This window comes from Micromonospora sp. NBC_00389, assembly GCF_036059255.1.
Lineage (GTDB): Bacteria > Actinomycetota > Actinomycetes > Mycobacteriales > Micromonosporaceae > Micromonospora.
Genome location: NZ_CP107947.1, coordinates 6066540 through 6092601, shown reverse-complemented (window position 1 = coordinate 6092601; position 26062 = coordinate 6066540). Strand labels below are relative to the sequence as shown.

Sequence of the window (26062 nt, the reverse complement as noted above, 5' to 3'; positions counted from 1 at the left end):
GCGGGGCGGGCTCCCTCGGGAGCCCGCCCCGCTTCGCGTCGTCGGGCACCCCGAAAACGCTGGCCGGCGCCGCGAACCGGGTCTAGCATCGCCGACATGACCTGGCGACATTGATCCAACGCCGTAGGCCGATCCCGTGGGCCACCGCGGGCACCGCACGTCCGGTGTCCGTCTCCGCTCCCACGGGAAGGCCTCATGACCCACCTCGCCTCGCGCGTGCCCGACCCGGCGGTCCGCCGGCTCGCGGTCACCCTCTACGGGTACGCGTTCCTCAGTGACCTCGTCCTGCTCTACCCGCTGTACGCGCTGCTCTTCGCCGACACCGGGCTGTCGGTGGGACAGGTCTCCTCGCTCTTCGTCATCTGGTCGGCTGCCGGCATCCTGTTCGAGGTGCCCTCCGGCGCCTGGGCCGACGCGGTGTCCCGCCGGCTCCTGCTGTGCCTCGCTCCGCTGGTGACGGCCGCCGGCTTCGCGCTCTGGGTGCTGGTTCCGTCGTACCCGGCGTTCGCGGTCGGGTTCCTGCTCTGGGGCGCGGGCGGGGCGTTGGCCTCCGGCGCACTGGAGGCGCTGGTGTGGACCGAGTTGGACCGGCTCGGCGCGGTCGGCCGGTACGCCCGGGTGCTCGGCCGGGCCCGGACGGCGGGTGTGCTGGGCGTACTGGTCACCGGAGTGCTCGCCGGCCCGGTGCTCGCCGCCGGCGGGTACCCGGCGGTCGGTCTGGCCAGCGTGCTCGCCTGCCTGCTCGCCGCCGCCGTCGCCACCCGATTCCCGGAGCACCGCAACCTCCCGGCCGCGCCGCACGACCCTGCCTGGGTCGCGGCGCCGGTGGCCGCCGCCGCGGCCCGGGACCGCGACCCGGTGTCGACCGTGGCGGCACCGGCGGTCCCGCTGGTCGGTGCGGACGGCGACGATGCCGACCTGGGTTGGCGGGACGCGCTGCGGGCCGGGTTGGCGCAGGTCCGTACACATCCGCCGGTGCGTGCCGCCGTGCTGCTGGTCGCGGTGGTGGCCGCCGACTGGGGCGCGCTGGACGAGTACACCCCGCTGCTGGCCCTGGACACCGGCGTCGGGGCGGAGGTCGTGCCGCTGCTGCTCCTGCTGCTCTGGGCCGGTGTCACCGCCGGAGGGTTGCTCGCCCCGGCGGGTGAGCGGCTGAGCGGCCGGGGCTACGCCGCCCTGCTGGGCGTGGTCGCCGTCACGCTGGCCGGGGGTGCCCTCATCGTGCACCCGGCCGGCTTCGTGCTGCTCGCCGTGGCGTTCGGGGCCGCGCAACTGGCCACCGTGCTGGCCGACGCGCGACTCCAGGCCCATATCATCGGGAGCAGCCGCGCCACGGTCACCTCGCTGGCCGGGATGGCCACCGATGTGCTGATCATCGTGACCTACGTCTGCTACGGCCTGGTCGCCACAGCGGCCGGCAACGCGGTGGCGTTCGCGGTCACGGCTGGGCCGTACCTCATCGTGGCGCTGGTGCTGGTGGCCCGCCACCGACGGTCGCACGCCCGGCCCACCGCCGGGCGGGGCTCGTTCACGACCAAACCTCCGAGCGACAACGCCACGACCGCCTGACCGGCGGCCTCCCCGGCGGCGGCCGGAGGGGCCGCCGCCGGGCCTTCGCTCAGCCGGCCAGGTGCAGGAACGACCACTGGTGGCCGTCGAGATCCCGGAAGCCGCGCATGTACATCGACCCGTTGTCCACTCCCGGCCCGACCGACTCCCCGCCGGCCACCACCGCCCGGTCGACCAGTTCGTCGACCCGTTCCCGGCTATGCGCCGACAGCCCCACGATGACCTCCCGGCTGGTCGCCGTCTCCGTGGCGGCGACCCCGGTGTACCCCTCGAAGGCCGAGCGGAGGTGCAGCATCAGCCGGGTGCTGTCGGAGACGGTGATCTGCACGTTGCCCCCGTCCAGGTTGGCCTGGTCGCTGGTGAAGCCGATCGCCCGGTAGAACTCGGCGGCGGTGGTCAGGTCGCGCACCGGCAGGTTGATGAACGTCATGGTCATCGGTGGTCTCCGTCCGACTCCAGCAGTACCTTCAACGCGGCGAGCCGCTCCCGCCAGTACACCTTCAGCTCCGCGGCCTGCTCGGCCCCCGTCAGCTTCTCGTGCGAGACGCTGACCCGGGCCTTCGACTCGCCGACCGCCTCGAAGCCGACCACGATCCGGGTGGGACCACCGGCCCAGTCGGCCCGGAAGCTGCGGGGCGCGGTGGCGGTGCGGAGGCGCACCTCGACGTCGGGCAACCAACGGGCGCGTGCCGTCTCGTCGGCGAACGCCCCGAACAGCCGCAGTACCGGCACCGCCACCGTCCGGCTGGCGCTGGCCGAGAAGCCACCCCCGCGTTGCTGACCGGGCGCGCGCAGGCCGCGTTCCTGCTCGTACCCGACGGTGATGCTCTGTGCCCACCAGCCCGGTACCTCGTGCTCGACGACCAGTTGGCGGGCGATCTCGGTGTGCGTCCGCTCGGTGGCGCCCGCGGCGTCGAGCAGGGCGAACCACTCCGCCCAGCCGCGGCCGGTCCGCGCGTGGATCAGGTCGTCGGCGATCCGCTCGGTCTGCGCCGCGGCGGGTGCCGGAGACGGCGACACGTCCGGTGCCGGCGCGACGGTGGGTGCGGCGGTCCGATTGATCAGGTGCCGGCGGGCGGTGGTGTAGCTCTCGCCGGTCTTCTCCATCCGGGCTCGGACCCGGGTCTTGAACGATCTCTGGTTGGTCATCACATGCTCCCGGTCAACGGCACGGTCACCGGGACTCACGCTCCCGTCGACCCCGCCGGAGTGGGGCATGTGGCACCACGTCCCGAGGGCTCAGGCCCCCTTTGCCTCCGCATGGCCGGCGGCGTGAGCGCCGGGAGGGAGGTGCGGCGCAGGACTACGCCGACGTCATCCTACGCGCGAACCGGTCGTCGGCGCAGCCGTCAGGGCTGTTCGCCGTCGAGGTAGACCCACCGGCCGTCCTCGCGGACGAACCGGCTGCGTTCGGTCAGCGTGCCCGGCCGACCCGCGTCCCGGTAGTGCGCGTGGAACGTCACGGTGCCGGCGGTGTCGAGCAGGCCGCCCCGCTCGGTCCCGACGATCTCCAGCCGGGTCCACCGCTGCCCGGGCTCCAGCTCCAGCCGCGCCGGGCGGGTCGAGGAGTGCCAGCTACGCAGCAGGTAGTCGGCGTCGCCGAGGGCGAAGGCGCCGAACCGGGAGCGCATCAGCGCCTCGGCGGTCGGCGCGTGCGCCACGCCGCCGTGCACCTCGGCACAGCAGTCGGCGTACACCCGGCCGGCGCCGCACGGGCAGGCCCGTCCCGTCGTCGCGTCCGCCCGCCGACGCCCCGCACCCTTACCCACGCCGCCATCCTGCCGCACCGCCAACCGGCCCCGGACGCCGACCGTCGCTACTCCAGCGGCACGGGCAGCGGCACCGGCCGCTTCGCGACCCGGTCGTCGCCGGACGACCGTCCGCGGAGGTGCCGAACCAGCCAGGGCAGCAGGTGCCGGCGGGTCCAGGCCAGCTCGGCGCCGAGCACCTCACCGCGGCGCCGCCGGGACACCGGCGGCAACGGCTGCGTCCAGGAGTCGTCGAACCCGGGCAGACCCGCCGTGTACGCCAGCGCGGCGGCGATCCGCGCGTGGCCGGCGCTGTTGGCGTGCAGCCGGTCGTCGCTCCACAGCCGGGGATCGGAGGAGACCGGGTGCGCGCCCAGGTCGAGCAGGGTGGCACCGGTCTGCGTGGTGACCACCCGCAGTGCCGCGTTGAGCGCCAGCATCCGGCCCCGCAGCGGCCGGGCCAGCGGCATCACCGGTGCCGGGTCCGGCATGGTGAAGGTCAGCACGGTGGCGCCCTGCCCCACCAGCGCCCGCTGCATCTCCGCGACGTGCTCGGCGACCTGCTCCGCGTCGAAGGAGGGGCGCAGCACGTCGTTCATGCCGGCGACCACGGTGGCCAGGTCGGGGGCCAGGTCAAGGGCGGGCTGGAGCTGCTCGGCGCGGATCCGGGCGGTGGTCCGGCCACGGATGGCCAGGTTCGCGTACTCCAGGCCGCCCTGCGCGCGGGCCACCGCCAGGGCGAACCGATCGGCCCAGCCCCGGTAGCCGCCGGCGCCGTCCGGATCGTCGAGCCCTTCGGTGGTGCTGTCGCCGATCGCCACGTACCGCTGCCACATCACCCGGGCGACGTTAGCCGCCCGCCCCGCACCGGTGTACCGCTGGGGCAGGGATGGTTGACGGTCGATCCTAGACTCGCGACATGTCGCGATCTCCGGCCGTGCCGCTCGCCCCGAACGTCTGGCGCATCCCCACCCTGGGCCGCGCGGCTGTCAACTCGTACGCCTTCGTGAACGACGACGGCAGCGTCACGCTGATCGACTGCGGGCTGACCCGGGCGCCCGCCCGGATCGTGCGTGGGCTGGCGGCGATCGGCAAGGTGCCGGCGGACGTCACCCGGATTGTGCTGACCCACGCGCATCCCGATCACGCAGGCGGGGCGGCGGAGTTGGCCCGCCGCACCGGTGCCCCGGTCGCCGCGCACGCGGCCGACGTGCCGTACGCCGAGGCGGGCCGCAAACCGGTCAACGACCCGGCGGTGACCGGCGGCCGGTTCTTCGCCCGGGTCGACGGGGGCCGGTTCCCCGCCGTCGAGGTGGCGCAGCCGCTGGTCGACGGCGATCTGATCGACGTCGGTGGCGGACTGCGGGTGGTGCACACTCCCGGGCACTCCCCGGGGCACGTGTCGCTGCTGCACGAGCCGACCCGGCTGCTGATAACCGGGGACGCGCTGTTCAACGTGCTCGGGGTCCGCTGGCCGGTGAAGTGGCTGTGCAACGACTTCCGGCTGACCCAGCAGACCGCGCACGTCCTCGGCGAGCTGGATTACGACATCGCCGCCTTCACCCACGGCCCCGAACTGACCGACAGTCCCCGCGACCGGATCCGCAGCTTCCTCCTCTCCCAGCCCCACTGATCCGTCCCGCGCCCCCGGCGGGTCAGAGCCAGCCGGAGCGGCGGAACAGGCGGTACAGGCCGAGGGCGGCCAACGCCATCAGGGCGAGTGCGCCGGCGTAGCCGTAGCGCCAGGTCAGCTCCGGCATGTGCGAGAAGTTCATGCCGTAGACGCCGGCGATGCCGGTCTGGGCGGCCGCGATGGCCGCCCACGCGGCGATCTTGCGCATGTCGTTGTTCTGCTCCACGGCGAGCTGCGCCAGGCGGGACTGGACGATCGAGGTGAGCAGGTCGTCGTACGCGGCCACCCGATCCACCGCCCGGCTCAGCCGGCCGTCCACGTCGACGAACCAGCGGTGCAGGGCGCGCGGCGGCCCGTCGTTGCCCGGGTCGAGCAGCGTGCGCATCGGCGCCTGCAACGGCAGCACCGCCCGCTTGAACTCCACCACCTCCCGCTTGAGCTGGTAGATGTGCTGGATGTCGACGGAGCGGTCGCGGGCGAACACCGACTCCTCGACCCGTTCCAGGTCCCGCTCCACGTGCCCGGCCACTTCGAGGTAGGAGTCGACCATCCGGGCGCAGACCGCGTACGCCACCGCCCACGGCCCTGCGGCCAGCAGCGCGGGGCGGCGCTCGATGTCGGCGCGGACGCTGCGCAGCGCCCCGGCGGCGCCGTGCCGCACGGTGAGGGCGAACCGGTCACCGAGCAGCACCATCACGTCCCCGGTGTCGATCACCTCTGAGGTGTCGGTCAGCTCGGCGTGCTCCACGTACCCGGCGGTGCGGAGCACCAGCAGGGTGACCGGCCCGTGCCGCTGCACGGTGGGCCGGTGCCCGTCGGCGAGCGCCTGCTCGACGGTCAGTTCGTCGAGGCCGAAGGTCCGGCCCACCGCGGCGAGCACCGCCGGGCCCGGCTCGTGCAGCCCCAGCCAGACGAAGGCGTCGCGGCCGTGTCGGGCGCGGGCGTACGCGTCGGCGTAGTGCGGACGGCCGGGTTCGCGCCGGCCGTTGACGTAGACGGCGCAGTCGACCACGGCGTCCGGGTTGGACCGGCGTGCCGTGGGGGAGTCGGTCTCGACCCGACCGAGCAGTCGACGGGCCAGGGCGCGTACGCCAAGGCCGGCTCGGTCCCGTACCGGTCGCTGATCCACCGCGTGCCTCCCCGCCGCCGGCGCACCGCCCCGATCGAGGTGCCCGGAGGGGATGGTGCCACCGCATTCTGCCGAGCGGGGTCCGGCTCCCGACAGGCGGGCCGGCGGTCTCAGGCCGTGCGGGTGGCGAAGACGACGACGTTGTCCACGTAGTTGCCGGTCCCGGCGTCGAACCGGCCGCCGCAGGTGATCAGTCGCAGCCCGGCGGTGTCCGCCGGACCGTAGACCAGGCCGCTGGGGAAGCGGTCCTTGGGGTACGCGCGGACGTCGTCCACAGTGAACGTGGTCACCCGGGCGTCGGCGCGGGTGACCTGGATCTGCTGGCCGGCGCGTAGCCGACCGAGGTCGAAGAAGACCGCCGGACCGGCCGGGGAGTCGACGTGCCCGACCAGGACGGCGTTGCCGGTCTCACCGGGGCTGACCCCGTGTCGGTACCAGCCGGCGACGGTGGGCCGGTCCAGTGGTGGCACCTCCAGCACCCCGGCGGCGTCCGCGCCGACCGGGACGACCTCGGCGCGTACGTCGATGGCCGGGATCTGCACCCGGACCGGCGCGGCGCGGGGCAGTGGCGCCAGGTCCGGTGCGGGGTGGGTGCGCGTCGGCGCGTCGGCCGGTGGTCGTGGTGGTCGTGCCGGGTCGGCGCTGAGGCCGACGGTGATCAGCCCCAGCCCGGTCACGCCGAGCAGCGCGACCACCGCCGGAAGGGTCCGCCGCCTCCACACCGTGCGCACCTCCGGACGGGATCGTCGGGGTGCCCGCGCCGGTGTCACCGGCACGGGCACCCGTCCTCAGGGATGGAGCGGGTCGCCGGTCAGGCGACGGCGGACACCGGACGGCGTCGGCGAAGCAGGATGACCGCGCCCGCGACGGCGGTGCCGAGCAGCGTGCCACCGGCGGCGAGAGTGCCGTTGTCGCGGCTGTCTCCGCCGGAGCCGGCCGGGGCACCGCCGATCGGGGTGACGGTGAACGTGGCGCTGCCGGCTGAGCTGCCGTCGCCGCAGGTGGCCGCCACCGTGTACGTGCCCAGGGTGAAGCCGGCGGTGAAGAGTTCGGCGCTCAGCCCGCCACCGGCCGCGGCCGTGGTCGACCGGACGTTCTGGTCGCGGTTGGGGCCGGTGACACGGAAGAGGGCGTCACCCGACTTCGGGTTGCAGGTCGTCGCGGTGAGCACGACGGTCCCGCCGACCGGCGTGGTGGCTGGTGACACCGTGGTGTCGGCCAGTGCGGCGCCCGGCAGCAGGAGCGTGCCGAGGCCTACGCCGAGCGCCGCCGAACAGAGTGCTGTTGAGACCTTCATACGCGTCTTCCCTCACATTTCGTCCGCTGACTGCGTGGGACGTCGTTCGGGTGGCCATCTCCGTGACTAGCACCGGTGTGACCAACACTAGGTGCGTTGGGTCCTCGATCCGGTGAAAATGAGAAATCCTCGTTGCCGTCACGTGTCCACCCGAAGACGGGGAGAGCTGCGGAAACGCCTCGACGGGCCGACCGGCACCGGTGACCCGGTCGATGTCCGTCCGGCCGGGCTGTCACGGCTGGGTCGATGGCGAGGTATTGCCGGCGCCGACGGGATTGCCCCCACCCGGCCAGCGGCGTTGCGCGTCAGCCGCCGTTCTGCCGACGGACAAATCGGGGAGGAGAACGGGAGAGCCGCTGGTAGGTTCCGTGCCCGTGACACAGGACAGGGTTGCCGGACTGGGGACACGGTTCGCGCGGCTCTGGGCGGCGAGCACGCTCTCCGCCCTGGGCAGCGGCTTGGCCACCGTCGCCGCGCCGCTGTTCGTCGCGTCGCGTACCGACGACCCGCTCGTGGTGGCCGCGGCATCCGCGGTGGCCTGGCTGCCCTGGTTGCTCTTCGCCCTGCCCGGCGGCGTGCTGGTGGACCGGATGGACCGGCGCCGCCTGATGATCATCATCGACCTGGTCCGGGTGGTGGCGCTGGCCGTGCTGGCCGCGGCGATCATGACCGACCGGGCCGGGGTGGCGCTGCTGTACGTGGTGCTGTTCGTGGTCAACACCGGTGAGATCGTGTTCCGTTCGGCCAGCCAGGCCATGCTGCCGACCGTGGTGCCCCGGCACCGGCTGGAGCGCGCCAACGGCTGGCTCGGCGGCGGCACCACCCTCATGCACGGCATGCTCGCCGGACCGCTGGGTGGTTTCCTGTTCGCCGTCTCGGCGGGCAGCCCGTTCCTGGTCAACGCCGTCACGTACGCCCTCAGCGCGGTCCTGGTGGCGCTGATCGGGGGCGACTTCCGGGCCGCCGTCACCGACGCGAACACCCGGCGGACCCGTTCGATGCGCCGGGAGATCGTGGAAGGGCTGCGCTGGCTGGCCCACCAGCGCTTGCTGCGGACGATGGCCGTGCTGATCGGCCTGCTCAACGTGACCCTGACCGCCGCGCTGGCGGTGCTGGTGTTGCTCGCCGACGAGCGGCTGCGGCTCGGGTCGGTCGGCTACGGGCTGCTGTTCACCTGCATGGCCTGCGGCGGGGTGCTCGGCGCGCTCCTCGGCGACCGGCTCATCGCCTGGACCAGCGCCACCTGGACGATCCGGATCGGTCTGGTGATCGAGGCGGGGCTGCACCTGGCGCTGGCCGCGTCGCGCAGCACGATCGTGGTCGGGTTCGCGCTCTTCGCCTTCGGCGTGCACAGCGCACTGTGGAACATCGTGGCGAACTCGTTGCGCCAACGGCTCACCCCACCGGAGTTGCAGGGTCGGGTGGCGAGCACCACGCTCTTCGTGGCGGCGGGTGGCAACTGCGTGGGCGCGCTGCTCGGCGGCCTGCTCGCCGCCCGGTTCGGAATCACCGCGCCGTACTGGGTCGGGCTCGTGGTGGCGATCGGCGTCTCCGCCGCCACCTGGCGGGTCTTCAACCGCGCGGCGGTGGCCCGCGCCTACGCCGATCCGCCCCCGACCGCCCCCGAGCCCGCCCGGGCGGCCTGACCACGCGTCGCGTCGGGTGGTGGCGCGTGAAACCGGCGGGTGGTGTGGCAGCGTGATGCGGTGACCGAATCCGCGCCGCTCGACGTCGACCTCGCGCTGCTCGGCGGCGGCGGCGCCGCGTCGCTGCTGCTCGCCGCGCTGGACCGGCACGGCGTCCGCGACCTGCGGATCGCGGTCGTCGACCCGGTGCGCCGACGCGGCCAGGACCGCACCTGGGCGTTCTGGGGCCACCCGGACAGCGACCTGGACCCGCTGCTCAGCGCGAGCTGGCAGCAGGTCGAGGTGGCCACGCCGACGCGGCGTCGGGTGCTGGACCTGACCCCGCTGCGGTACGCCATGCTCCGCTCCGGCCCGGTCTACGACCGGGCGGCCGAGGCCGAGCGCCGGCTCGGCGCGACCCGGATCGTCGCCCCCGCCGAGAGCGTGGCCGACGACGGCGCCCGGGTGGTGGTGCGCACCGGCGGTGGGCCCACGGTGCGCGCCGGTTGGGTGTTGGACTCCCGCCCCCGCCCACCGGCACGACCCGGGCGGACCACCTGGTTGCAGCACTTCCGGGGGTGGTGGTTGGAGGCGGACCGGCCGACGTTCGATCCGGCGCGGGCGGTGCTGATGGACTTCCGCACCCCGCAGCCGGCCCGGGGCGTCTCCTTCGGCTACGTGTTGCCGGTGAGCGACCGTTACGCGCTGGTCGAGTACACCGAGTTCTCGCCGGGCCTGCTCACCGACGCCGGGTACGACGCGGCGCTGGCCAGCTACCGCGACCTGCTCGGGCTGGATCCGAGCGGGCTGCGGGTGCGCGAGGTGGAGAACGGGGTGATCCCGATGACCGACGCGCCCTTCCCGGCCCGACCCTCGACCCGGGTCGTCCGCCTCGGCACGGCCGGCGGCGCGACCCGCCCGTCCACCGGCTTCACCTTCTCCGCCATGTACCGCCAGGCCGACCAGGTGGCCCGCGCCCTCGCCGCCGGCCAGCCGCCGGTGCCCGCGCCGGCCTACCCGCGCCGGCACCGCTGGATGGACTCGGTCGCGCTGCGCGCGCTCGACCGGGGCGGGGTCGGTGGTCCCGAGTTCTTCGACCGGCTCTTCGACCGCAACCCGGCCGAGCGGGTGCTGCGCTTCCTCGACGGCGTCACCAGCCCTGCCGAGGAGATCGCGATCATGAACTCCACGCGGCTACTGCCGATGATCGCCGCCACCGCCGGCGACGCGGCGCACCGGGTCCGCGACCGGCTGCGCCCGACCCGACCCGCGCCGAGCATCCCGGCCGCCGTCGTCGGCACCCCGCCGTCCGGCGCCGCACCGGACGCCGGCCCCCTGCCCGGCTGACCCGCCGGGAATCAGCGGTCCCAGGCCGGCGCGGCGGTCACCCGAGCGCGGGGTACGGCGTCGCCGCCCGGTAGGTTGCCGGGCATGGTGGACGCGGTGGCCGGCAGGGGCGTGCAGATCTGGACCGACGGGGCGTGCAGCGGCAACCCCGGGCCGGGCGGCTGGGGCGCGCTGCTGCGCTACGGCGACCATGAGCGGGAGCTGTGCGGCGGGGAGGCCACCCCGACCACCAACAACCGGATGGAGCTGATGGCGGCCATCCAGGCGCTGGAAAGCCTGAACCGGCCGGTCGTTGTGGAGCTGCACACCGACAGCACGTACGTCCGCAACGGCATCACCAGCTGGCTGGCTTCCTGGAAGCGCAACGGTTGGCTGACCGCCGCGAAGCAGCCGGTGAAGAACGCCGACCTGTGGCAGCGCCTGGAGGCGGCCTGCGAGCGGCACCAGGTCACCTGGCTCTGGGTCAAGGGGCACAACGGGCACCCGGAGAACGAGCGGGCCGACGGGCTGGCCAACAAGGGTATGACCGAGGCGCGCGCGGCCGCGCTGGCCAGTCGCTGATCCCGCGCCGAGACCGCCTCAGCGGGTCGCGTCCGGATGTCCGGGCATGCTCGACCCGCCGCCGCTGCTGCCGGAGGAGCCGCCGGTCATGCCCGAGTTGTTGTCCTCGGTGACGATGTCCGGTGGCACGTCGGTGTCGTCCGGCGGCGGGACCTTGGTGTCCGCCTCGACCTGCACCAACGGCACCTGGCCGGCCTCGTCCTCGGCGTGTGCCGGGTCCGCCGGCAGCTCACCGTCGCGCTTTCGGTAGCCCACGCCGTGCCCCCCGTCGGTGCCGTTCCGCGTCGGCGGTGGCTACCCGGCGTCGTCGCGGACGAAACCTCGCCCCGCCGCAGCCACCGGTTCCGTGGCCGCGGTGGCTTCCGGCGTGGCTTCCGGCAGGCGCAGGGTCCGTCGGCGGGTCAGCGCGATGGCCGAGGCGAGCACCAGCGCTGCGGACACCACCAGGAAGCCCGGGGTGTTGCCGAAGTGGTCGGTGATCGCCCCGCTGGTGGCTGAGCCGACGGCGAGACCGATTTGCCCGGCCGTCTGCAACCAGCCGTACGCCTCGGCGAGCTGGGGTGCCGGGGTGGACCGGGCCAGGAGCTCGTCGGTGACGGCGAGGAAGGGTGCCAGCGCCAGCCCGAAGACCGCCAGCGCGACGGCCATCTGCGGCACGGTCCGGGGTAGCAGCAGCGCCAGCGAGGTCACGGCCAACGTGCCCACCAGCGCCAGGTACGCGCCGCCTGGGCTGCCGGGTCGACCCCTGCGGGCCAGCAGCAGGCCGCCGGCCAGGCTGCCCACCGACCAGACGGTGACCAGCAGTCCGGCCTGGTCCGGGTGCCCAACCGTGGTGGCGAAGGCGGGGACCAGCACCCACATGCCACCGATGGCGGCCATGTAGCCGACGTGCGTGCTCAGCATGGTGCGACGGGTTGCCCGGCCGGAGGTCGTGGGCCGGCTTTCGGCGGACCGGTCGTCGACGGCGCGGTAGGGCACCACGGCGGCGGTGCCGACCAGCCCGGCGGTGCCGATCGCGGCGAAGGTCAGCAGCGCCCCGGCCGGACCGCTGACCAGCAGGCTCAGCGTCACCGCAAGCGGGCCGCCCACGTAGAGCACCTCCTGCCCGACCGCGTTGACGGCGTACGCACGGCTCAGCGCGGAGGAGGGGACTATCCGGGCGAGCTGTGCGCGCCCGCTGCCGAGGACCGGCGGCGTGCTCAGCCCGGCAGCGGTGGCCAGCGCCACGAACGCCACCGGGTTCGTGGCCACCGCCAACCCGAGCAGGGTGACCAGGTGGACGGCACCGGTGGTCAGCAGCACCGGCCGGTTGCCGAGCCGGCCCAGCAGCCGGCCGACCAGTGGCGCGGTGACCGCCAGCCCGATGCCGCAGCCGGCGCTGGCCACACCGGCGGTGGCGAAGCTGCCGGTGTTCTCGTGACCGAGCAGCACGACAAGCAGTTGCCGCATCGCGACCGGTAGCTGCGCCACGGTCATCAACACGATGAGCAGCGACGCCCGCCGGGGTAAATTCATGACTTATGAATCTAGCCGAGGATGGCTCGGCCAACCTGCTCGGCGCACTCGCCCTGCTCGTCGGCTCCCGAATGCGCGCGTCGGTCAGTTCGTCGGTCGGGGCCGGAGGCGCTTTCGCGGAGGCGCTCGTCGTCCTCAAGGACCAGCCGGGTGCGACCGCCGAGTGGCTGGGTCAGGTACTGCGGCTCAGCCAGCCCGGTGCCGCGCACCTGGTCCGTCGACTGCGTGAGCAGGGTTGGGTGGAGCGGCGGGCCGGCGCCGACGCGCGCAGCCGGGCGCTGCACCTCACACCGGAGGGTGCGAGGGCGGCCGACCGCGTCCTGCAGGCCCGGGACCAGGCGCTGAACGCGCTGCTCGCCCCCTTGCCCGCCGAACAACGCCACCAACTCGCCGACATCGCCCGTGCCCTGATGCGCGACGAGGTGACCGACGCCCGCAGCCTGGCTCACCTCTGCCGACTCTGCGACCGCACCCGATGCCCGCAGTGCCCGGTCGACGCCGGCTTCCGCGAGCGGAGCGGCGACTGAGGCGTACCCCCGGGCGCGACGCGTACCGATCGTTAGCGGCGCCGGCCGCGCCGGGCGGGGGCCGCGGCCCGGGATGGCCGGCGGACCGGGGTGAGCGCCAGCGCCGACCAGTGCGCCGGCCGGGTGAGCGTCGCCGGCAGCGCGGTGCGCGCGTCACCCCGCGCCGCGTCCAGCTGGGCCTGGTGCAGGAAGAGAGTGGCCCGCAGGTCCGCGCCGCGTAGATCCGCCCCGCGCAGGTCGGCGCCGGTGACGTCGGCCAGCCCCAGGTCGACCCCGCGCAGGTCGGCGCCGATCAACAGCGCACCGCGCAGGTTGGCCCGGCGCAGGTCGACCCCGCGCAGGTCCGCCCCGAGCAACTGGGCGCCCCGGCGGTCCGGGCCGGCCACGCCGCCTCGGGCGCGGGCCGCGTCGCCGGCCCGGGACAGCAGCGGGTTGACCCGCTCCCGGTGCGCCGCCACGTCCACGGCGCGCAACTGCGCCGGGTCGCCACCGGTGAGCGCCGCCGTCTCGGCGCGGGCGCGGTCCAGCTCGGCGCGCAGCTCGGCCGGTGGGCGCAGCGCCAACGCCTCGGTGAGGTACCAGAGCAGCTCGTGCAGCGGACGAAGCACGGTGAACGCCGCAGCCATCGCCGGCAGCGTCTCGGGCGCGTCCCGCCAGTCCCGCCCACCGAAGGTCACCTGGGCGACCTGCTGGCCGGCGCCGAAGCAGTCGAAGACCGTGCAGCCCGGGAACCCTCGCTCCCGCAGCTCGGTGTGGATGCCGCAGCGGTGGTCCGGGCGCAGGTTCGGGCAGACCTGCCCGGCCGGCTTGTCGATGGCGAAATCCGCCGACGCGGCGAAGGCGGGCACCACGCAGCACAACCCGAAGCAGCGCTCACAGTCGGCGCTCAGCTGCGCCGGCCCGGGCGGGGGAGCGGGGCTGTGCGACACGCGGACGGTCCTCCTGGCGATCGGCGCGGCGGTGAGCCGTGGCCACCATTGTCCCGCGTACCCCCGCGACCGAAGGGTCGGGGTCACCGTCCGTGTGGGTCGCCGGCCGCAGTCGAGCGGGGTGCCGGGGTACGGGGGCCGCCGCCCGACGGCTGGGACACCAGCCGGCGTACCGCCCGCTCCCCGTCGCCAGGCCCGTACTTCTGGTCGAAGGTCCGGGCCACGGTGGCCGCCGGCGTACGGTCTCCGTCGGCCAGCTCGGCCAGCGCGAACACCGTCGGCGCGGCCCCGGGTGCCCGGGGTGGCAGCACGGCCCGCACGGTCAGCGGCCGGGTCAGGCGGAACGCGCGGCAGTCGATGTAGTGCTGGCCGTCGACCGTCACGTAGGGCACCTGCACCTCGACCACGTCGGAGTCGTCGTGGCGCAGCGTGACGGTCACCGACCAGTACTGTTCCAGGTTCACGGTCGCCTGCTCGTGCTCCCACAGCTCCTCGAACCGGGCGTGCACGAACCCACCCCACGGGCTGTCCATGTCCACCTCAAGTTGGGGCACGTTGAACGACAGCTTCCCGATCGGGAAGAACGAGATCAGCGCCCGGCCGTCCCACTGGTAGAGCTGGATCGACGGGGAGGCGTCGTAGAGCCGGACCTGCAACCGGTGTCGCAGCCGGGGGTCGAGGGCGTCGGAGAAGGCGGCCAGGTGGCGCAGGTTGGTGCGAATCTGCCGCGGCACATTCACCCGCTGCCGTTCCAGCTCCTCAGAGCGCTGCTGGGCGGCGGTGCAGTCCGGGTCGAGCAGGAGCAACTGCACCTGCGAGCCGTTGGTGAGTGCCGCGCGTACCGCTGCCAGTGTCTCCTCGCGATGCCGCTGCTCCAGCAGGATCGTCCAGGTGTCGAGGATCCGCACCCGGCGGCCGGCGCGCTGCAGCCGGGTCACGAACGCCTGTTGGTCGAAGCTCAGGTGCTCCTGCACCCGCGCCTTGCGGGCCTCCTCGAACAGTGGGTCGAAGATGACGTACGAGATGGCCGCGAGCACCACGCTGGCGCCGAGGTTGAGCAACAGGTCGCTGAGGAAGCCGGTGCTGAGCCAGGCAGCCAGCAGCATCAGGGCGGCGACCCCGAGCAGCGTCCCACCGACGCCGAAGGCGCGTCGTTGCCGGCCGCCCCGACCAGCCCACTCGGGCATCCGGTCCCCCTCCGTCGTCGGCCGGCCCCACGTGGCCGCCCGCTGATCACCGGAATGCGGAGGATACGTGCCCGCTTTGCCGGGCGCTGTCCCGTTCGCGACCGCCGGTTTCATCCACGGAGCAGGTCCGCGGTGAACGGGCAGTGCTCAGATCGACCACCAGTCGTCGGTGGTCAACGCGGCGGCCTGCGGGCCCATCAGCAGCATGCCGCCGTCGACCGGCCAGGACGCCCCGGTGACGTAGCTGGCGGCGGGGGAGGCGAGCAGCGCCACCACGGCGGCGACCTCCCGGGCGTCGCCCGGCCGTCCCACCGGTACGCCGGGCCGCTCCTGGGTGTACGGGTCGACGTCCTCCTGACCGGTCATCGGCGTGGCGATCTCGCCGGGGGCGACCGCGTTGACGGTGATGCCGTCGGCGGCCAACTCCTGCGCCATCACTCTGGTGAGCAGTCCCAGCCCGCCCTTCGCCGCGCAGTACGCGGCCGAGCCGACCCGGGGCGCGTGCTCGTGCACGCTGGTGATGTTGATGATCCGTCCGCCGGCACCGGCGGCCCGCATCCGCCGCGCGGCTCGCTGCGCGCACAGGAACGGCGCGTCCAGGTCGACGGCCAGCACCTCCCGCCACTGCTCCCACCCGGTGTCGACGAACGGCGTCGAGGCGCCGGTGCCGGCGTTGTTGACCAGCACCCCGATGCCACCGAGCCGATCGGCCAGCTCGTCCACCACCGTCGCGGCCTCCGGCAGCCGGGTCAGGTCCACCTCGCTGACCTCGCAGCGCCGCCCGGTGGCGCGGACCTCGGTGGCGGTGCGATCGGCGCCGTCGGGGTCGCCGTACCAGGTGATGCCGATCTCGAAGCCGGCCTCGGCCAGGGCGACCGCGCAGGCCTTGCCGATGCCGGAGTCCGCACCGGTGACGACGGCGGCCCTCGGGTAGTTCTGGTATCGCTGGGGCATCCTCCCGCACTACCCCGACCGGACCGGCCCAACCGGGTGTACGAGTGGACCCGGTGGGTAGCCGCCGGGCATGGAACTGGTCCAGGAGTCGCCGTACCGGTTCCGGATCGACCGGGCGGCACCGATGCGGGTGCCCGGGGTGGTCTTCGCCGTGCCGGAGCTGCTGCCCGAGGTCGGCACGGACCGCGCGCTGGACCAGGTGGCGAACGTGGCCACGCTGCCCGGCATCGTCGACGCGTCGTACGCCATGCCCGACGTGCACTGGGGTTACGGCTTCCCGATCGGTGGCGTCGCCGCCACCGACGTCGCCGACGGCGGGGTGGTCTCGCCCGGCGGGGTGGGCTTCGACATCTCCTGCGGGGTACGACTGCTCACCGCCGAGCTGGATCGGGCGGAGCTTTCCCGGGTGCTCGACGCGCTGATGGACGGCCTGGACCCGGCGGTCCCGCGCGGCATGGGTCGGGGCGCGGTCTGGCAGCTCGCCGATCGGGCCGAGCTGGACGCGGTGCTGCGCGGCGGCTCCCGGTACGCGGTCGAGCAGGGGCACGGGGTGCCCCGGGACCTGGCCCGCTGCGAGGACGGCGGTGTGGTGTCCGACGCAGATCCGGAGCAGGTCAGCGACCGGGCCGTGCAGCGTGGGCAGGGTCAGGTGGGCAGCCTCGGCTCCGGCAACCACTTCCTGGAGGTGCAGGTCGTCGAGGAGGTTTACGACGAGCCGGTCGCGGCGGCGTTCGGGCTGCGGCTCGGGCAGGTCTGCGTGATGATCCACTCTGGATCCCGGGGGCTGGGCCACCAGATCTGCACCGACCATGTGCGGATCATGGAACGGGTGATGCCCCGGCACGGCATCGAGGTGCCGGACCGGCAGTTGGCCTGTGCGCCGGTCGAATCGCCGGAGGGGCGGGCCTACCTGGGTGCGATGGCCGCTGCGGCGAACTACGCCCGGGCCAACCGGCAGCTCCTCGCCGAGGCGGCCCGCCGGGTCTTCGCCCGGGTCGCCGGGACCGGCCTGGATCTGGTCTACGACGTGTCGCACAACCTCGCCAAGATCGAGGAACACGAGCGGGACGGCGGTACCCGGCGGCTCTGCGTGCACCGCAAGGGCGCGACCCGCGCGCTGCCGCCCGGGCACCCGGATCTCCCGGGCGACCTGCGCGACGCCGGGCAGCCGGTGCTCATCCCCGGCTCGATGGGCACCTCGTCGTACGTGCTGACCGGCGTCGCCGGCAATCCGGCCTTCGCGTCCACCTGTCACGGCGCCGGCCGCGTCCGCAGCCGGGGGGAGGCCACCCGGGCCGCCCGGGGGCAGGACGTGCGGCGTGACCTGGAGGGGCGGGGCGTGGCCGTACGCGGCGCGTCCAGGAAGGGGTTGGCCGAGGAGATGCCGGAGGCGTACAAGGACGTCTCGGCGGTGGTCGAGGCTTCCCGGGGGGCCGGGTTGTGCCGGCTGGTCGCCCGGCTCACGCCGCTCGGCGTGGTCAAGGGCTGACCGCGCGGGGCGGGACCCGGGACCGCCGATCGTCGGCGCTCAGACGTCCAGGGTCACCGCGCAGGCCCAGCCAGCGGCGTCCGGGCCGACACTCAGCGCGTGCAGCGACACCGCCTTCGGCACCGCGCCGACCAGCTCCACCGCGTCGGTGCCGGTCGAGTGCCAGCGCACCCCCAGGCCGCCGTCCTCGGCTGGTCGCACGTCGCAGTCCAGCGGCAGGGTGCCCTCGGTGTCCAGCCGGAAGATCACCTCGTCCAGGAGGCCGACCAGCAGGTCCTCGTCGTCGCCGGGCGGCAGCCGGAACTCGGTGTCGGTCTGCGGCCGGGCGCCGGCGGTGTCGGCGAACGTCTCGACCAGCGCGGTGACGGCTTCGGCCAGGCACCCCTCGCGGTCCGGCGCCCACGCCTCGATCCGCACGTCGGCGGTGTGCGGCACGCTCCGGTGCCCCCGTTGCGTCGAGCGCTGCATGCCCCGATCATGCCCGTCCGCGGCGCGGCACCCGACCCGCCGCCTGAATTCGCCTCGGGGACAACCCGGACCGGTCCCGGAAAGAGGCCCGTCCGGCTGGCCGTCGGGTCCATAAGAAGAGAGGCTACATGTAGCCAATCTTCTGGAGGTGGATCCGTGTCAACCCTACGACGACCCCTGGTCCGGGTGCTCATCGGCGTGCTCGCCGGCGTGCTGGTGCTCTGCGGCGGCGGCGTCGCCGTGGTCACCTGGACGCTGGTCCGCACCACCGACACCGCCGGCGAGGTGGACTTCGTCCGCCCGCTGGCCGTACCCCCGCTGGCGCAGTCCCGGCTCGACGACCAGGGGCGCCGGGTCTTCGACCTGCTCGCCCGCGACGGCCGGCGGGACTTCCGTGGCGATGGGCGGCTGACCCGCACCGCCGGCTTCGACGGCGACTTCCTCGGCCCGACACTGCGCGCCAAGCGTGGGGAGCAGGTGCGGGTGAACGTGGTCAACAAGCTGGGCGAGGAGACCAACGTGCACTGGCACGGCATGCATCTGCCGGCCCGGATGGACGGTGGCCCGCACCAACTGGTCCGCCCCGGCGCCACCTGGTCGCCGACCTGGCGGGTGGAGCAGCCGGCGGCCACCCTCTGGTACCACCCGCACCCGCACGGCGCCACCGAGGAGCAGGTCTACCGGGGCCTGGCCGGCATGTTCATCCTCGACGACGACCGGGAGGCGGCGCTGCCACTGCCCCGCAGCTACGGGGTCGACGACGTGCCGGTGATCGTGCAGGACCGCAGCTTCTCCCGCAGCGGTCAGTTCACCAAGAGCCGCAACGCAATCGCCAGCATCGGCGCGCTCGGCGACACCGTGCTGGTCAACGGCACCGTCGGCCCCTACCTGGACGTGCGCACCGAGCGGGTCCGGCTGCGGGTGCTCAACGCCTCCACCGCGCGTACCTACGACTTCGGGCTCTCCGACGACCGGTCGTTCGCGCTGATCGGCACCGACGGCGGGTTGCTGGCCCGGACCGCCCGGCTCACCCGGGTGCGGCTCTCCCCGGGGGAGCGGGCCGAGATCGTGGTGGACGTCCGACCGGGGGAGCGGGTGACACTGCGCAGCACCCCACCCGATCTGGGCATCGGCGGGCTGGCCCGGCGCTCGGCGGGCGGAGCCGACCGGTTCGACGTGCTGCAACTGCGCGCGGCCGGCACCCTGACCCCGTCACCGCCGGTGCCGGACGCGCTGGTGCCGGTGGACCGGTTGGACCCCGCCGCCGCAGCCACCACCCGGCGGCTGGAGTTCCAGGGGCGGGACATCAACGGCCGGTCGATGCGGATGGACCGGATCGACTTCGCCGCCACCCGGGACACCACCGAGGTCTGGGAGGTGGTCAACTCCGACGGCACCCCGCACAACTTCCACGTCCACGACGTGCAGTTCCAACTGCTCTCGGTGGACGGCGCCGCGCCACCGCCCGAAATGGGCGGCTGGAAGGACACCATCTACCTGCCACCGCACCAGCCGATGCGGATCGTGCTGCGGTTCACCGACCACAGTGACCCGAACCTGCCCTACATGTTCCACTGCCACCTGCTCTGGCACGAGGACAGCGGGATGATGGGCCAGTTCGTGGTGGTCGACCCGGGCCAGGCGCCGGGCCGCCCGCCGGCACATGGCGGCCACGGGGAGCATGACTGACCGGCCGACGGCGTACGGTCGCCGGATGCGGATCACCCGATTCACCCACTCCTGCGTCCGCGTCGAGCACGACGGCGGGGTGCTGGTCGTCGACCCGGGCACGTGGAGCGAGCCGCGTGCCCTGGTCGGCGCGGACGCGGTGCTGGTCACCCACGAGCACACCGACCACGTGGACGTCCTGCGGCTGGCCGGCCTGGGCGTCCCGGTGTACGCCCCCGAGGGCGCCCGGCTGCCCGAACTCGCCCCGCTGCCGGTGACCCGGGTCGCCCCCGGGCAGCGCTTCACCGCGGCCGGCATCGCGGTCAGCGCGCACGGCGGCCGGCACGCCGCCATCCACGAGGGCCAGCCCGACTGTCCCAACCTCGGCTACCTGATCGGCGACGGGCTCTACCACCCGGGAGACGCGCTGCACGTGCCGGACGAGCCGGTGCACACCCTGCTGGTCCCGGCCCAGGGGTCCTGGCTGCGCCTCGACGAGGCGATCCGGTTCGCCCGCGAGGTGGGCGCCGATCGGGCGTACCCGATCCACGACGCGCAGATCAACGAGCGTGGCCTGGCCAGCGTCGCCGGCTGGTTCGGCGAGACGATCCCCGGCTACCGCCACCTCGTCCCGGGCGACACCGCCTGACCGGCCGTGCCACCGGCCGCCGGAACGTCGAAACGGGGTGCGGCGGCGGTGAGCACGGCGGCCCGCGTCGGTGCCGACCATCCCTCGCTCAGCTCCGCCACCAGCGCGGCGACCAGCCGGGTCACGTCCGCCTCGGCGTCGGAGTGCAGCGCCTCGGCGACGATCAGCACCGACGAGGTGCCCGCCCGCACGGCCGACCAGCCGCTCTGCCGGTTCGTCCAGCGTCGGGCGTGGGCGCGACCGGCGGCGTCCGCGAAGGTCACCTCGCCCGGGTCGGGGTGCTCGGTCTCGCCGGCGAAGCTCAGGTACTCCTCGTCGCCGTGGGCCGGCCGGACCACCAGGTCGCCGTCGACCCGGTCCAGGTCGAGCACCGCGACCGGGATCGCGTACGCGGCCGACACGGCGTTGCAGAGGTCCACCAGCGGGTGCAGCCGGGGCAGCTCGTCGTCCAGCCGGAGCCGACGCAGCAGCGCCTCCGCGGCGCACCGGTATCGGGTGGGTCGCAGCCCCATCGCGGCGTACGCCCGCCGCCACGCCTGGATCTCCGGGAACCCGCTCTCGGCGCCGCCGGCCAGCCGATCGCGAGCGACCGCGGTGTACGCGGCGGTCTGCTGCGCCACGTCCGCCGTGGGGGTGATGCCGGTGGCCAGGACCACTCCGGCCACCAGGTCCGGGTACGCCGCGCGGAGCTGCGCGGAATGCTGGAACTGCACGGGACTCCTATCGTTCGGTGAGAGCGAGCGTCACGCCGAGCGCGACGAACGTGCCGGCGACGGACCGGCGCAGCCAGTCGGTGACCCTCGGCCGGGTCAGCACCCGGTCACGCAGCCGGGCCGCGAAAATGCCGTAGCCGCTGAACACCACGAAGGTCAGCAGCATGAACACCGCCCCGCACGCGAGCATCGACCGGGTCGAGCCCGGCGCGGTGGTGTCCACGAACTGCGGCAGGAACGCGACGAAGAACAGCGTCGGCTTCGGGTTGAGCAGGTTGACCAGCACCCCGGAGAGGATCACCCGGGCCGCCGAGCGGGGCGGCGTCGCGGTGGTCGCCGCGAAGGCGCTGCGGTCCCGCACGGTCGACCAGGCCAGGTAGAGCAGGTACCCGACGCCGAGGTACCTGACCACCTCGAACGCCACCGCGCTCGTCTGCAACAGCGCGGCGAGACCGGTCATCGCCGCCAGCAGGTGCGGCACCACGCCCAGCGTGCAGGCGAACGCGGCCAGCACGCCGGCCCGGGCGCCCCGGGACAGGCCGGCGGACAGGGTGAAGAACACCCCGGTGCCCGGGGTGACCACCACGATCAGCGTGGTGACCAGGAACGGGATTGTCACGGTCGTCCTCCGGTGGGCTCGGCGGGGCTGCCTGATCACCACTCTGCTGCCAAGATGGTCCGGTGAGCAGGGCCAAACCAAGGGCATCCGAGAGGTCCATATCGGCCGGGTCGGATTTTCTGCACCTGACCATCGCCGACGCACCGCCCGGCGGGCGCGCCGACTGGCTGGCCGCCCGGCTGCGCCAGGCCATCGCCGACGGACGGGTGCCGGTCGGGGGCCGCCTGCCCGCCACCCGGTTGCTCGCCGCCGACCTCGGCGTCTCCCGGGGCGTGGTCACCGAGGCGTACCAGCGGCTGACCGAGGAGGGGCACGTCACCGGTCGGGGCCGGGCCGGGACGGTGGTCGTCGCCGCGCCGCCCGCACCGGCCGCGCCGGCACCCGCCCCGGCCGCCGCGCCGGCTCCAGCCGCGCTCTTCCCACCGGCTCCGGGCAGTGACATCTTCGACGCGGTACGCGCGGCGACCGCGACCATCGACCTGACGCCCGGCGTACCCGACCTGGCCGCCTTTCCCCGCGCGGACTGGCTGCGCGCCGAACGGACCGTGCTGCGCCACCTCGCGGCGGCCGATTTCGGCTACGGCGACCCGTGTGGCGCCCCCGCGCTGCGCCAGGCCGTCGCCGCCTGGCTGGCCCGCAGCCGGGGCATCGCCGTCGACCCCGTCGAGGTGATCATCGTGGCCGGGGTGTCCCAGGCGCTCGGGCTGCTCGCCCAGGCGCTCGGCTCGGCCGGCATCGACCGGATCGCGGTCGAGGACCCCGGCTCACTCGGCGTACGGCAGCACCTCAACAACTGGCGGGTGGACACCCCGCCCATCGCTGTGGACGACGCCGGGCTGCGGGTCGACGAGCTGGCCGCCAGCGGCGTGCCCGCGGTGATGCTCACCCCCGCGCACCAGTTCCCGACCGGCGTGGTGCTCGACGGCGACCGCCGCCGCCAGCTCGTCGACTGGGCACGGACCGGCGGCCTGATCATCGAGGACGACTACGACGCCGAACACCGCTACGACCGGCCGCCGGTGCCGGCGCTGCGCGGCCTGCTGCCCGAGCAGGTCTGCTACGCCGGCAGCGTGTCCAAGCTGCTCGCCCCGGCGCTGCGGGTCGGCTGGCTGCTCGTGCCGACCCGCCACCGGGAGGCGGTGGTGGCCGCCAAGCGCAACGCCGACCTGGGCAACGCGGTGCTGCCGCAGCTGGTGCTGGCGGAGCTGATGACCTCCGGCGCGCTGGAGCGGCACCTGCGGCTGCTACGCCGCCGGCACATCCACCGCCGGGACGCGATGATCGCCGCGCTGGCCCGGCACCTGCCGACCGCCACGGTGCACGGCGCGGCGGCCGGGCTGCACCTGATGATCACCTTGGACGACGCCGTGGTGGACACGGAGCTGGCGGCGGCCGTGCTGGCGCGCGGGGTGAAGGTGCAACCACTGTCCTGGCACTGCCAGCGGCCGTACCGGCCGGGGCTGGTGCTCGGCTACGCGGCCCGTACGGCGACCGAGATCGAGGACGGCGTCGCGACGATCGCTTCCGTCCTCCGCCGCGGCCGGTGACCTATCGTGAGCGGGGAGTGCCGGTCGGCGTCCCGGCCGGGTGGCGTAGGCAGGGCACCGTGCTGCGCGCTTCAAGATCCGTCGGCATCGGGAGTAGGGCATGGGCCTCATCCACATCGAGCTGTTCGCAACCCTCGACCTCGTCGGGCAGTCGCCCGGCGGCCCCGAGGAGGACCCGGTGGGGTTCCCGTACGGCGGCTGGCAGGCGCCTCTGCTGGACGAGGTCGCCGGGGCCCAGGTCGGTGCCGCGTACGAGGGCACGGACGCCCTTCTGCTCGGCCGGCGGACGTACGACATCTTCGCCGCCTACTGGCCGCACCAGGAGGGCGGCGAGGACAACGAGATCGCCGCGCTCTTCAACAGCGTCCCGAAGTACGTGGCCTCCCGCGGCAGGCCCGACCTCTCGTGGGCCGGGTCCACCCAGCTCGGCCCGGATCTGGCTGGCGCGGTGCGCGAGATCCGTGACCGGCACGAGCACGTGAAGGTCGTCGGGAGCCTGAACCTGGTGCAGACCCTCCTGCGCGAGAAGCTCTTCGACCGTCTCGACCTCTGGGTGCACCCGATCGTGCTCGGCGTCGGGAAGAAGGTGTTCGACGGTGGCGCGGTGCCCACGAACGTCAGACTCCTCGAACCGCCGGTAGCCAGTCCGACGGGCACCGTGTACCTGCGCTACGGGCTCGCCGATGGGACGCCCGGGACGGGGGACATGAGCGCACCCGATCGCGGTGCCGGGCGCGACGGCTGAAGCCGCCGCGCCAGGTGGGTCCGTGTGGTCGGCGGTGCATCCGCCAGGTCGGCATTCGGCTGGGCCGCCGGGCTGACCGGGCGGATCCGCCCGGTCAGCCCAGGAACAGGCGGACCAGGACCAGCACGGCGAGCAGCGCCGGCCCCCGCGAGCCCTGGCGGAGCAGGTCGACCGGGATCATCCCGAACGGCGTGTTCACCGTCGCCCCGCCGTAGTCGATCGGTGGTCGGGTGCCGGCCCGCCAGGCGGCGGCCACCACCCCGAGCGCCAGCGCCGGCCCCAGCCAGGGAGGCCCACCGTCGACCGTCGGCATGGTCAGCAGCCACCACAGCCCCGTGCCGATCGCGGGCACGATCACGTGGATCCCGCGCAGCGCGGCGTCACTGCCGCCGAGCGCCCGACGCAACCCGGGGGACCGGCTGATCGATCGGAGGCCGCCGGTCAGCCGGTCGGCGGCGAAGTAGCCGAACACCACCTGCGCGGCACCGGCCAGGCCGGGCAGGGCGAGCGCGGCGGCGTACTGGACGAGGATCAGCGCCGTCCAGATCAGCAGGGCGCTGGGGTGGCGGCGGAGCCGGCGCACGTCGGCCTGGAGCAGCGCCCACCAGCCGGGGCCGGGCAGGAATCGGCGACTGCGGACCCGGCCGATCTGGCGCCAGCGCCGGCTCTCCACCAGGCCGGCGAGCATGCTCGGGTCGAGCAGGATGGTGGCCGTCGCCGCGGCGTTGGCGAACTGCGCGCCGGTGGTCAGCGTGGCCCGGTCCACCCGGGGCAGCGCGCGTAACGCGAGGACGGTGGCGGCGACCGCGAGGGGCACCCCGACGACGACCAGCGCGGCGGTCGGCGACGCCGTCGGCCGGGGCAGCCCGTCGCCGAGACGACCGGCGAGGACCACCAGAGCCGTGACGGCGGCGGCCGCCAGCAGCGGCACCACCCCGGCGAGGGTCGGCCACCGCCGGCCCGGTCGGCCGCCCTGGGCGACCACGCTGAACGCCAGCGCTGTCGCCCCCCACCCCGCACCGGCCGCCGCCGCCCAGCCCAGGACGGCCAGGTCGGTGACGCCGCCGAGCGCCGCCACGGCCACCCCGATCAGCGCGGTGCCGGCCGTCGCGCCCGTCAGCAGGATGACCAGGCGCGGCGCCAGCCAGGCCCGCCGGTCGACCGGCGCGCTGGTCACCCAGCTCTGCGTCGCCGGGGTGACCAGCAGCGGGCCGAGCGCGCGCAGGCCGCGCCAGGCGAGCCCGGCAGCGGCCAGCAGCGCGGCGACCGCCAGCCACCAGCGCACCCCCGGGTCGGCCCGCCCCACCGTGGGCGAATCCAGCATGTCGCGGCTGGCGCTGATCGCGAACCAGCCGTACATGCCCACGAAGAGGACCATGACGTACGCGTCGCCCAGCACGTCGCCGAGGGAGTGGTCGTGGTGCCGGCGGCGGGCCCGGCGCAGGTGCGAGCGCACCTGCCGGGCGGTGGGCACCCCGGCCGGCGCGTCGGCGACCGTGGCCGGCGGGGCCGTCACCGGCCGATCTCGATCCGCTCGTCGACGACCGCGTCGATCAGCTCCGGATCGTGCGAGGCCAGCAGCACGGCGGTGCCCGCCTCCCGCTCCCGGCGCAACCGGTCGGCCAGCCACTGCCGGCCGCGCACGTCCAGCCGCTGCTCCGGCTCGTCGAGGATCAGCACCCGACGGGGCCGCACGAAGCAGGACGCCAGCGCCAGCCGGCGGCGCTGCCCACTGGACAGCGTCACCGGCAGTTGGTCGCGGGCCGGCTCCAAACCCAGCTCGGCCAGGACCTCGTCGACCGGGTCGGCGTTACCCCCGTGGGCGTACGCGACCAGCTCCAGGTGCTCGACCACGGACAGGTCGGGAAAGAAGTCGATGTCGTCCAGGGCGGCCGCCACCAGCGCCCGCACCTGGGGATCGGTCTCGTCGGCCCGGCGACCCTGCACCAGCACCTCGCCCGCGTCCGGCCGGTCGGCGCCGACCACGCAGCGCAGCAGGGTGGTCTTGCCGCTGCCGTTGGGGCCCAGCACCACCGCGATCCGGCCGGCCTGGAGCGTGAAACTCACGTCGTCGAGCACGACCAGGTTGCCGAAGTTGCGGCTGAGTCCCCGCACCGAGAGCGTATCCACGATCACACACTCT

At 74.3% G+C, this 26062-nt stretch carries 28 protein-coding genes; 11 read left to right on the top strand and 17 right to left on the bottom strand.

Annotated features, from left to right (window positions below; genetic code table 11):
- Positions 1–195 precede the first annotated feature (195 nt).
- Positions 196–1569: an MFS transporter gene (locus OG470_RS28925; protein WP_328417305.1), complete on the top strand. Its 1374-nt coding sequence runs from the start codon at positions 196–198 to the stop codon at positions 1567–1569.
- A gap of 49 nt (positions 1570–1618) precedes the next feature.
- Here OG470_RS28925 and OG470_RS28920 read toward each other — a convergent pair whose 3' ends face one another.
- The 4 genes from OG470_RS28920 to OG470_RS28905 form a co-directional block, all read right to left on the bottom strand.
- On the bottom strand, positions 1619–2005 hold the full coding sequence (locus tag OG470_RS28920) for a VOC family protein (protein WP_328417304.1): 387 nt from the start codon (positions 2003–2005) through the stop codon (positions 1619–1621).
- Positions 2002–2718, bottom strand: a complete 717-nt coding sequence (locus OG470_RS28915) for a hypothetical protein (protein WP_328417303.1) — start codon at positions 2716–2718, stop codon at positions 2002–2004. Before OG470_RS28915 ends, OG470_RS28920 begins: the two co-directional genes overlap by 4 nt.
- Before the next feature lie 200 nt (positions 2719–2918).
- Positions 2919–3338, bottom strand: a complete 420-nt coding sequence (locus OG470_RS28910; RefSeq protein WP_328417301.1) for a YchJ family protein — start codon at positions 3336–3338, stop codon at positions 2919–2921.
- Positions 3339–3385: 47 nt separating this feature from the next.
- A complete protein-coding gene (locus tag OG470_RS28905) occupies positions 3386–4153 on the bottom strand; it encodes an SGNH/GDSL hydrolase family protein (protein WP_328426670.1) in 768 nt (255 codons plus the stop codon).
- A gap of 83 nt (positions 4154–4236) precedes the next feature.
- On the opposite strand from OG470_RS28905, the gene OG470_RS28900 reads away from it, so the two are divergent.
- The gene (locus OG470_RS28900) at positions 4237–4950 is read left to right on the top strand and encodes an MBL fold metallo-hydrolase (protein ID WP_328417299.1); all 714 of its coding nucleotides are present in this window, start codon (positions 4237–4239) and stop codon (positions 4948–4950) included.
- 22 nt (positions 4951–4972) lie between these two features.
- On the opposite strand, the gene OG470_RS28895 is transcribed toward OG470_RS28900, so the two are convergent.
- The 3 genes from OG470_RS28895 to OG470_RS28885 form a co-directional block, all read right to left on the bottom strand.
- Positions 4973–6079, bottom strand: coding sequence for a magnesium and cobalt transport protein CorA (locus OG470_RS28895; protein ID WP_328417297.1), 1107 nt, complete (start codon positions 6077–6079; stop codon positions 4973–4975).
- A 110-nt stretch (positions 6080–6189) separates the two neighbouring features.
- Positions 6190–6801, bottom strand: coding sequence for a class F sortase (locus tag OG470_RS28890; protein WP_328417295.1), 612 nt, complete (start codon positions 6799–6801; stop codon positions 6190–6192).
- Between the two features lie 89 nt (positions 6802–6890).
- On the bottom strand, positions 6891–7376 hold the full coding sequence (locus OG470_RS28885; RefSeq protein ID WP_328417293.1) for a hypothetical protein: 486 nt from the start codon (positions 7374–7376) through the stop codon (positions 6891–6893).
- A 374-nt stretch (positions 7377–7750) separates the two neighbouring features.
- Between OG470_RS28885 and OG470_RS28880 the strand changes: the two genes are divergently transcribed.
- The 3 genes from OG470_RS28880 (at position 7751) to rnhA (ending at position 10909) form a co-directional block, all read left to right on the top strand.
- Entirely contained in the window at positions 7751–9022 is a 1272-nt protein-coding gene (locus OG470_RS28880) for an MFS transporter (protein WP_328417291.1), read from the top strand.
- A 42-nt stretch (positions 9023–9064) separates the two neighbouring features.
- Entirely contained in the window at positions 9065–10348 is a 1284-nt protein-coding gene (locus OG470_RS28875) for a lycopene cyclase family protein (RefSeq protein WP_442930999.1), read from the top strand.
- An 84-nt stretch (positions 10349–10432) separates the two neighbouring features.
- Complete coding sequence (rnhA, locus tag OG470_RS28870; protein ID WP_328417287.1) at positions 10433–10909, top strand: ribonuclease HI; 477 nt, start codon at positions 10433–10435, stop codon at positions 10907–10909.
- Between the two features lie 18 nt (positions 10910–10927).
- On the opposite strand, the gene OG470_RS28865 is transcribed toward rnhA, so the two are convergent.
- Positions 10928–11164: a preprotein translocase YidC gene (locus OG470_RS28865; protein WP_328417285.1), complete on the bottom strand. Its 237-nt coding sequence runs from the start codon at positions 11162–11164 to the stop codon at positions 10928–10930.
- Positions 11165–11203: 39 nt separating this feature from the next.
- Positions 11204–12424 carry an MFS transporter gene (locus OG470_RS28860; RefSeq protein ID WP_328417283.1) on the bottom strand — a complete coding sequence of 407 codons (1221 nt, stop codon included), beginning with the start codon at positions 12422–12424 and terminating at the stop codon, positions 11204–11206.
- A 5-nt stretch (positions 12425–12429) separates the two neighbouring features.
- On the opposite strand from OG470_RS28860, the gene OG470_RS28855 reads away from it, so the two are divergent.
- Positions 12430–12951: a MarR family winged helix-turn-helix transcriptional regulator gene (locus tag OG470_RS28855; protein WP_328417282.1), complete on the top strand. Its 522-nt coding sequence runs from the start codon at positions 12430–12432 to the stop codon at positions 12949–12951.
- 32 nt (positions 12952–12983) lie between these two features.
- Here the strand turns inward: OG470_RS28855 and OG470_RS28850 are convergent, their stop codons facing one another.
- From OG470_RS28850 to OG470_RS28840, 3 genes are all read right to left on the bottom strand, one after another.
- Complete coding sequence (locus OG470_RS28850) at positions 12984–13880, bottom strand: pentapeptide repeat-containing protein (protein WP_328417281.1); 897 nt, start codon at positions 13878–13880, stop codon at positions 12984–12986.
- A gap of 83 nt (positions 13881–13963) precedes the next feature.
- A complete protein-coding gene (locus tag OG470_RS28845; RefSeq protein WP_328417279.1) occupies positions 13964–15067 on the bottom strand; it encodes a DUF5919 domain-containing protein in 1104 nt (367 codons plus the stop codon).
- A gap of 147 nt (positions 15068–15214) precedes the next feature.
- The gene (locus OG470_RS28840) at positions 15215–16021 is read right to left on the bottom strand and encodes an SDR family oxidoreductase (RefSeq protein WP_328417277.1); all 807 of its coding nucleotides are present in this window, start codon (positions 16019–16021) and stop codon (positions 15215–15217) included.
- A 70-nt stretch (positions 16022–16091) separates the two neighbouring features.
- On the opposite strand from OG470_RS28840, the gene OG470_RS28835 reads away from it, so the two are divergent.
- Positions 16092–17510, top strand: coding sequence for an RtcB family protein (locus OG470_RS28835; protein WP_328417276.1), 1419 nt, complete (start codon positions 16092–16094; stop codon positions 17508–17510).
- A gap of 39 nt (positions 17511–17549) precedes the next feature.
- On the opposite strand, the gene OG470_RS28830 is transcribed toward OG470_RS28835, so the two are convergent.
- Positions 17550–17978, bottom strand: coding sequence for an archease (locus OG470_RS28830; protein ID WP_328417274.1), 429 nt, complete (start codon positions 17976–17978; stop codon positions 17550–17552).
- A gap of 156 nt (positions 17979–18134) precedes the next feature.
- On the opposite strand from OG470_RS28830, the gene OG470_RS28825 reads away from it, so the two are divergent.
- Both OG470_RS28825 and OG470_RS28820 read left to right on the top strand, forming a co-directional pair.
- Entirely contained in the window at positions 18135–19667 is a 1533-nt protein-coding gene (locus OG470_RS28825; protein ID WP_328417272.1) for a multicopper oxidase family protein, read from the top strand.
- Between the two features lie 25 nt (positions 19668–19692).
- Positions 19693–20295: an MBL fold metallo-hydrolase gene (locus OG470_RS28820; protein ID WP_328417270.1), complete on the top strand. Its 603-nt coding sequence runs from the start codon at positions 19693–19695 to the stop codon at positions 20293–20295.
- On the opposite strand, the gene OG470_RS28815 is transcribed toward OG470_RS28820, so the two are convergent.
- The gene (locus OG470_RS28815; RefSeq protein WP_328417268.1) at positions 20262–21008 is read right to left on the bottom strand and encodes a B3/B4 domain-containing protein; all 747 of its coding nucleotides are present in this window, start codon (positions 21006–21008) and stop codon (positions 20262–20264) included. The genes OG470_RS28820 and OG470_RS28815 overlap by 34 nt on opposite strands.
- Positions 21009–21015: 7 nt before the next feature.
- Complete coding sequence (locus tag OG470_RS28810; RefSeq protein ID WP_328417266.1) at positions 21016–21627, bottom strand: LysE family translocator; 612 nt, start codon at positions 21625–21627, stop codon at positions 21016–21018.
- Positions 21628–21689: 62 nt separating this feature from the next.
- Here OG470_RS28810 and pdxR point away from each other — a divergent pair, with 62 nt between their 5' ends.
- Positions 21690–23174 (top strand): MocR-like pyridoxine biosynthesis transcription factor PdxR, encoded by a 1485-nt coding sequence (gene pdxR, locus OG470_RS28805; protein ID WP_328417264.1) that lies wholly within the window; start codon positions 21690–21692, stop codon positions 23172–23174.
- A 100-nt stretch (positions 23175–23274) separates the two neighbouring features.
- Entirely contained in the window at positions 23275–23919 is a 645-nt protein-coding gene (locus OG470_RS28800; protein ID WP_328417263.1) for a dihydrofolate reductase family protein, read from the top strand.
- 94 nt (positions 23920–24013) lie between these two features.
- Here OG470_RS28800 and OG470_RS28795 read toward each other — a convergent pair whose 3' ends face one another.
- Entirely contained in the window at positions 24014–25435 is a 1422-nt protein-coding gene (locus tag OG470_RS28795; RefSeq protein ID WP_328417261.1) for a DUF6297 family protein, read from the bottom strand.
- A complete protein-coding gene (locus tag OG470_RS28790; RefSeq protein WP_328417259.1) occupies positions 25432–26034 on the bottom strand; it encodes an ABC transporter ATP-binding protein in 603 nt (200 codons plus the stop codon). The genes OG470_RS28795 and OG470_RS28790 overlap by 4 nt, the downstream gene beginning before the upstream one ends.
- Between the last annotated feature and the right edge of the window lie 28 nt (positions 26035–26062).

Excerpts from the sequence above, each read along its gene's own strand:
- OG470_RS28925 (WP_328417305.1), top strand. The coding sequence starts at position 196 with ATGACCCACCTCGCCTCGCGCGTGCCCGACCCGGCGGTCCGCCGGCTC.
- OG470_RS28920 (WP_328417304.1), bottom strand. The coding sequence starts at position 2,005 with ATGACCATGACGTTCATCAACCTGCCGGTGCGCGACCTGACCACCGCC.
- OG470_RS28915 (WP_328417303.1), bottom strand. The coding sequence starts at position 2,718 with ATGACCAACCAGAGATCGTTCAAGACCCGGGTCCGAGCCCGGATGGAG.
- OG470_RS28905 (WP_328426670.1), bottom strand. The coding sequence starts at position 4,153 with ATGTGGCAGCGGTACGTGGCGATCGGCGACAGCACCACCGAAGGGCTC.
- OG470_RS28900 (WP_328417299.1), top strand. The coding sequence starts at position 4,237 with ATGTCGCGATCTCCGGCCGTGCCGCTCGCCCCGAACGTCTGGCGCATC.
- OG470_RS28885 (WP_328417293.1), bottom strand. The coding sequence starts at position 7,376 with ATGAAGGTCTCAACAGCACTCTGTTCGGCGGCGCTCGGCGTAGGCCTC.
- rnhA (WP_328417287.1), top strand. The coding sequence starts at position 10,433 with ATGGTGGACGCGGTGGCCGGCAGGGGCGTGCAGATCTGGACCGACGGG.
- OG470_RS28860 (WP_328417283.1), bottom strand. The coding sequence starts at position 12,424 with ATGAATTTACCCCGGCGGGCGTCGCTGCTCATCGTGTTGATGACCGTG.
- OG470_RS28855 (WP_328417282.1), top strand. The coding sequence starts at position 12,430 with ATGAATCTAGCCGAGGATGGCTCGGCCAACCTGCTCGGCGCACTCGCC.
- OG470_RS28845 (WP_328417279.1), bottom strand. The coding sequence starts at position 15,067 with ATGCCCGAGTGGGCTGGTCGGGGCGGCCGGCAACGACGCGCCTTCGGC.
- OG470_RS28840 (WP_328417277.1), bottom strand. The coding sequence starts at position 16,021 with ATGCCCCAGCGATACCAGAACTACCCGAGGGCCGCCGTCGTCACCGGT.
- OG470_RS28835 (WP_328417276.1), top strand. The coding sequence starts at position 16,092 with ATGGAACTGGTCCAGGAGTCGCCGTACCGGTTCCGGATCGACCGGGCG.
- OG470_RS28830 (WP_328417274.1), bottom strand. The coding sequence starts at position 17,978 with ATGCAGCGCTCGACGCAACGGGGGCACCGGAGCGTGCCGCACACCGCC.
- OG470_RS28820 (WP_328417270.1), top strand. The coding sequence starts at position 19,693 with ATGCGGATCACCCGATTCACCCACTCCTGCGTCCGCGTCGAGCACGAC.
- OG470_RS28800 (WP_328417263.1), top strand. The coding sequence starts at position 23,275 with ATGGGCCTCATCCACATCGAGCTGTTCGCAACCCTCGACCTCGTCGGG.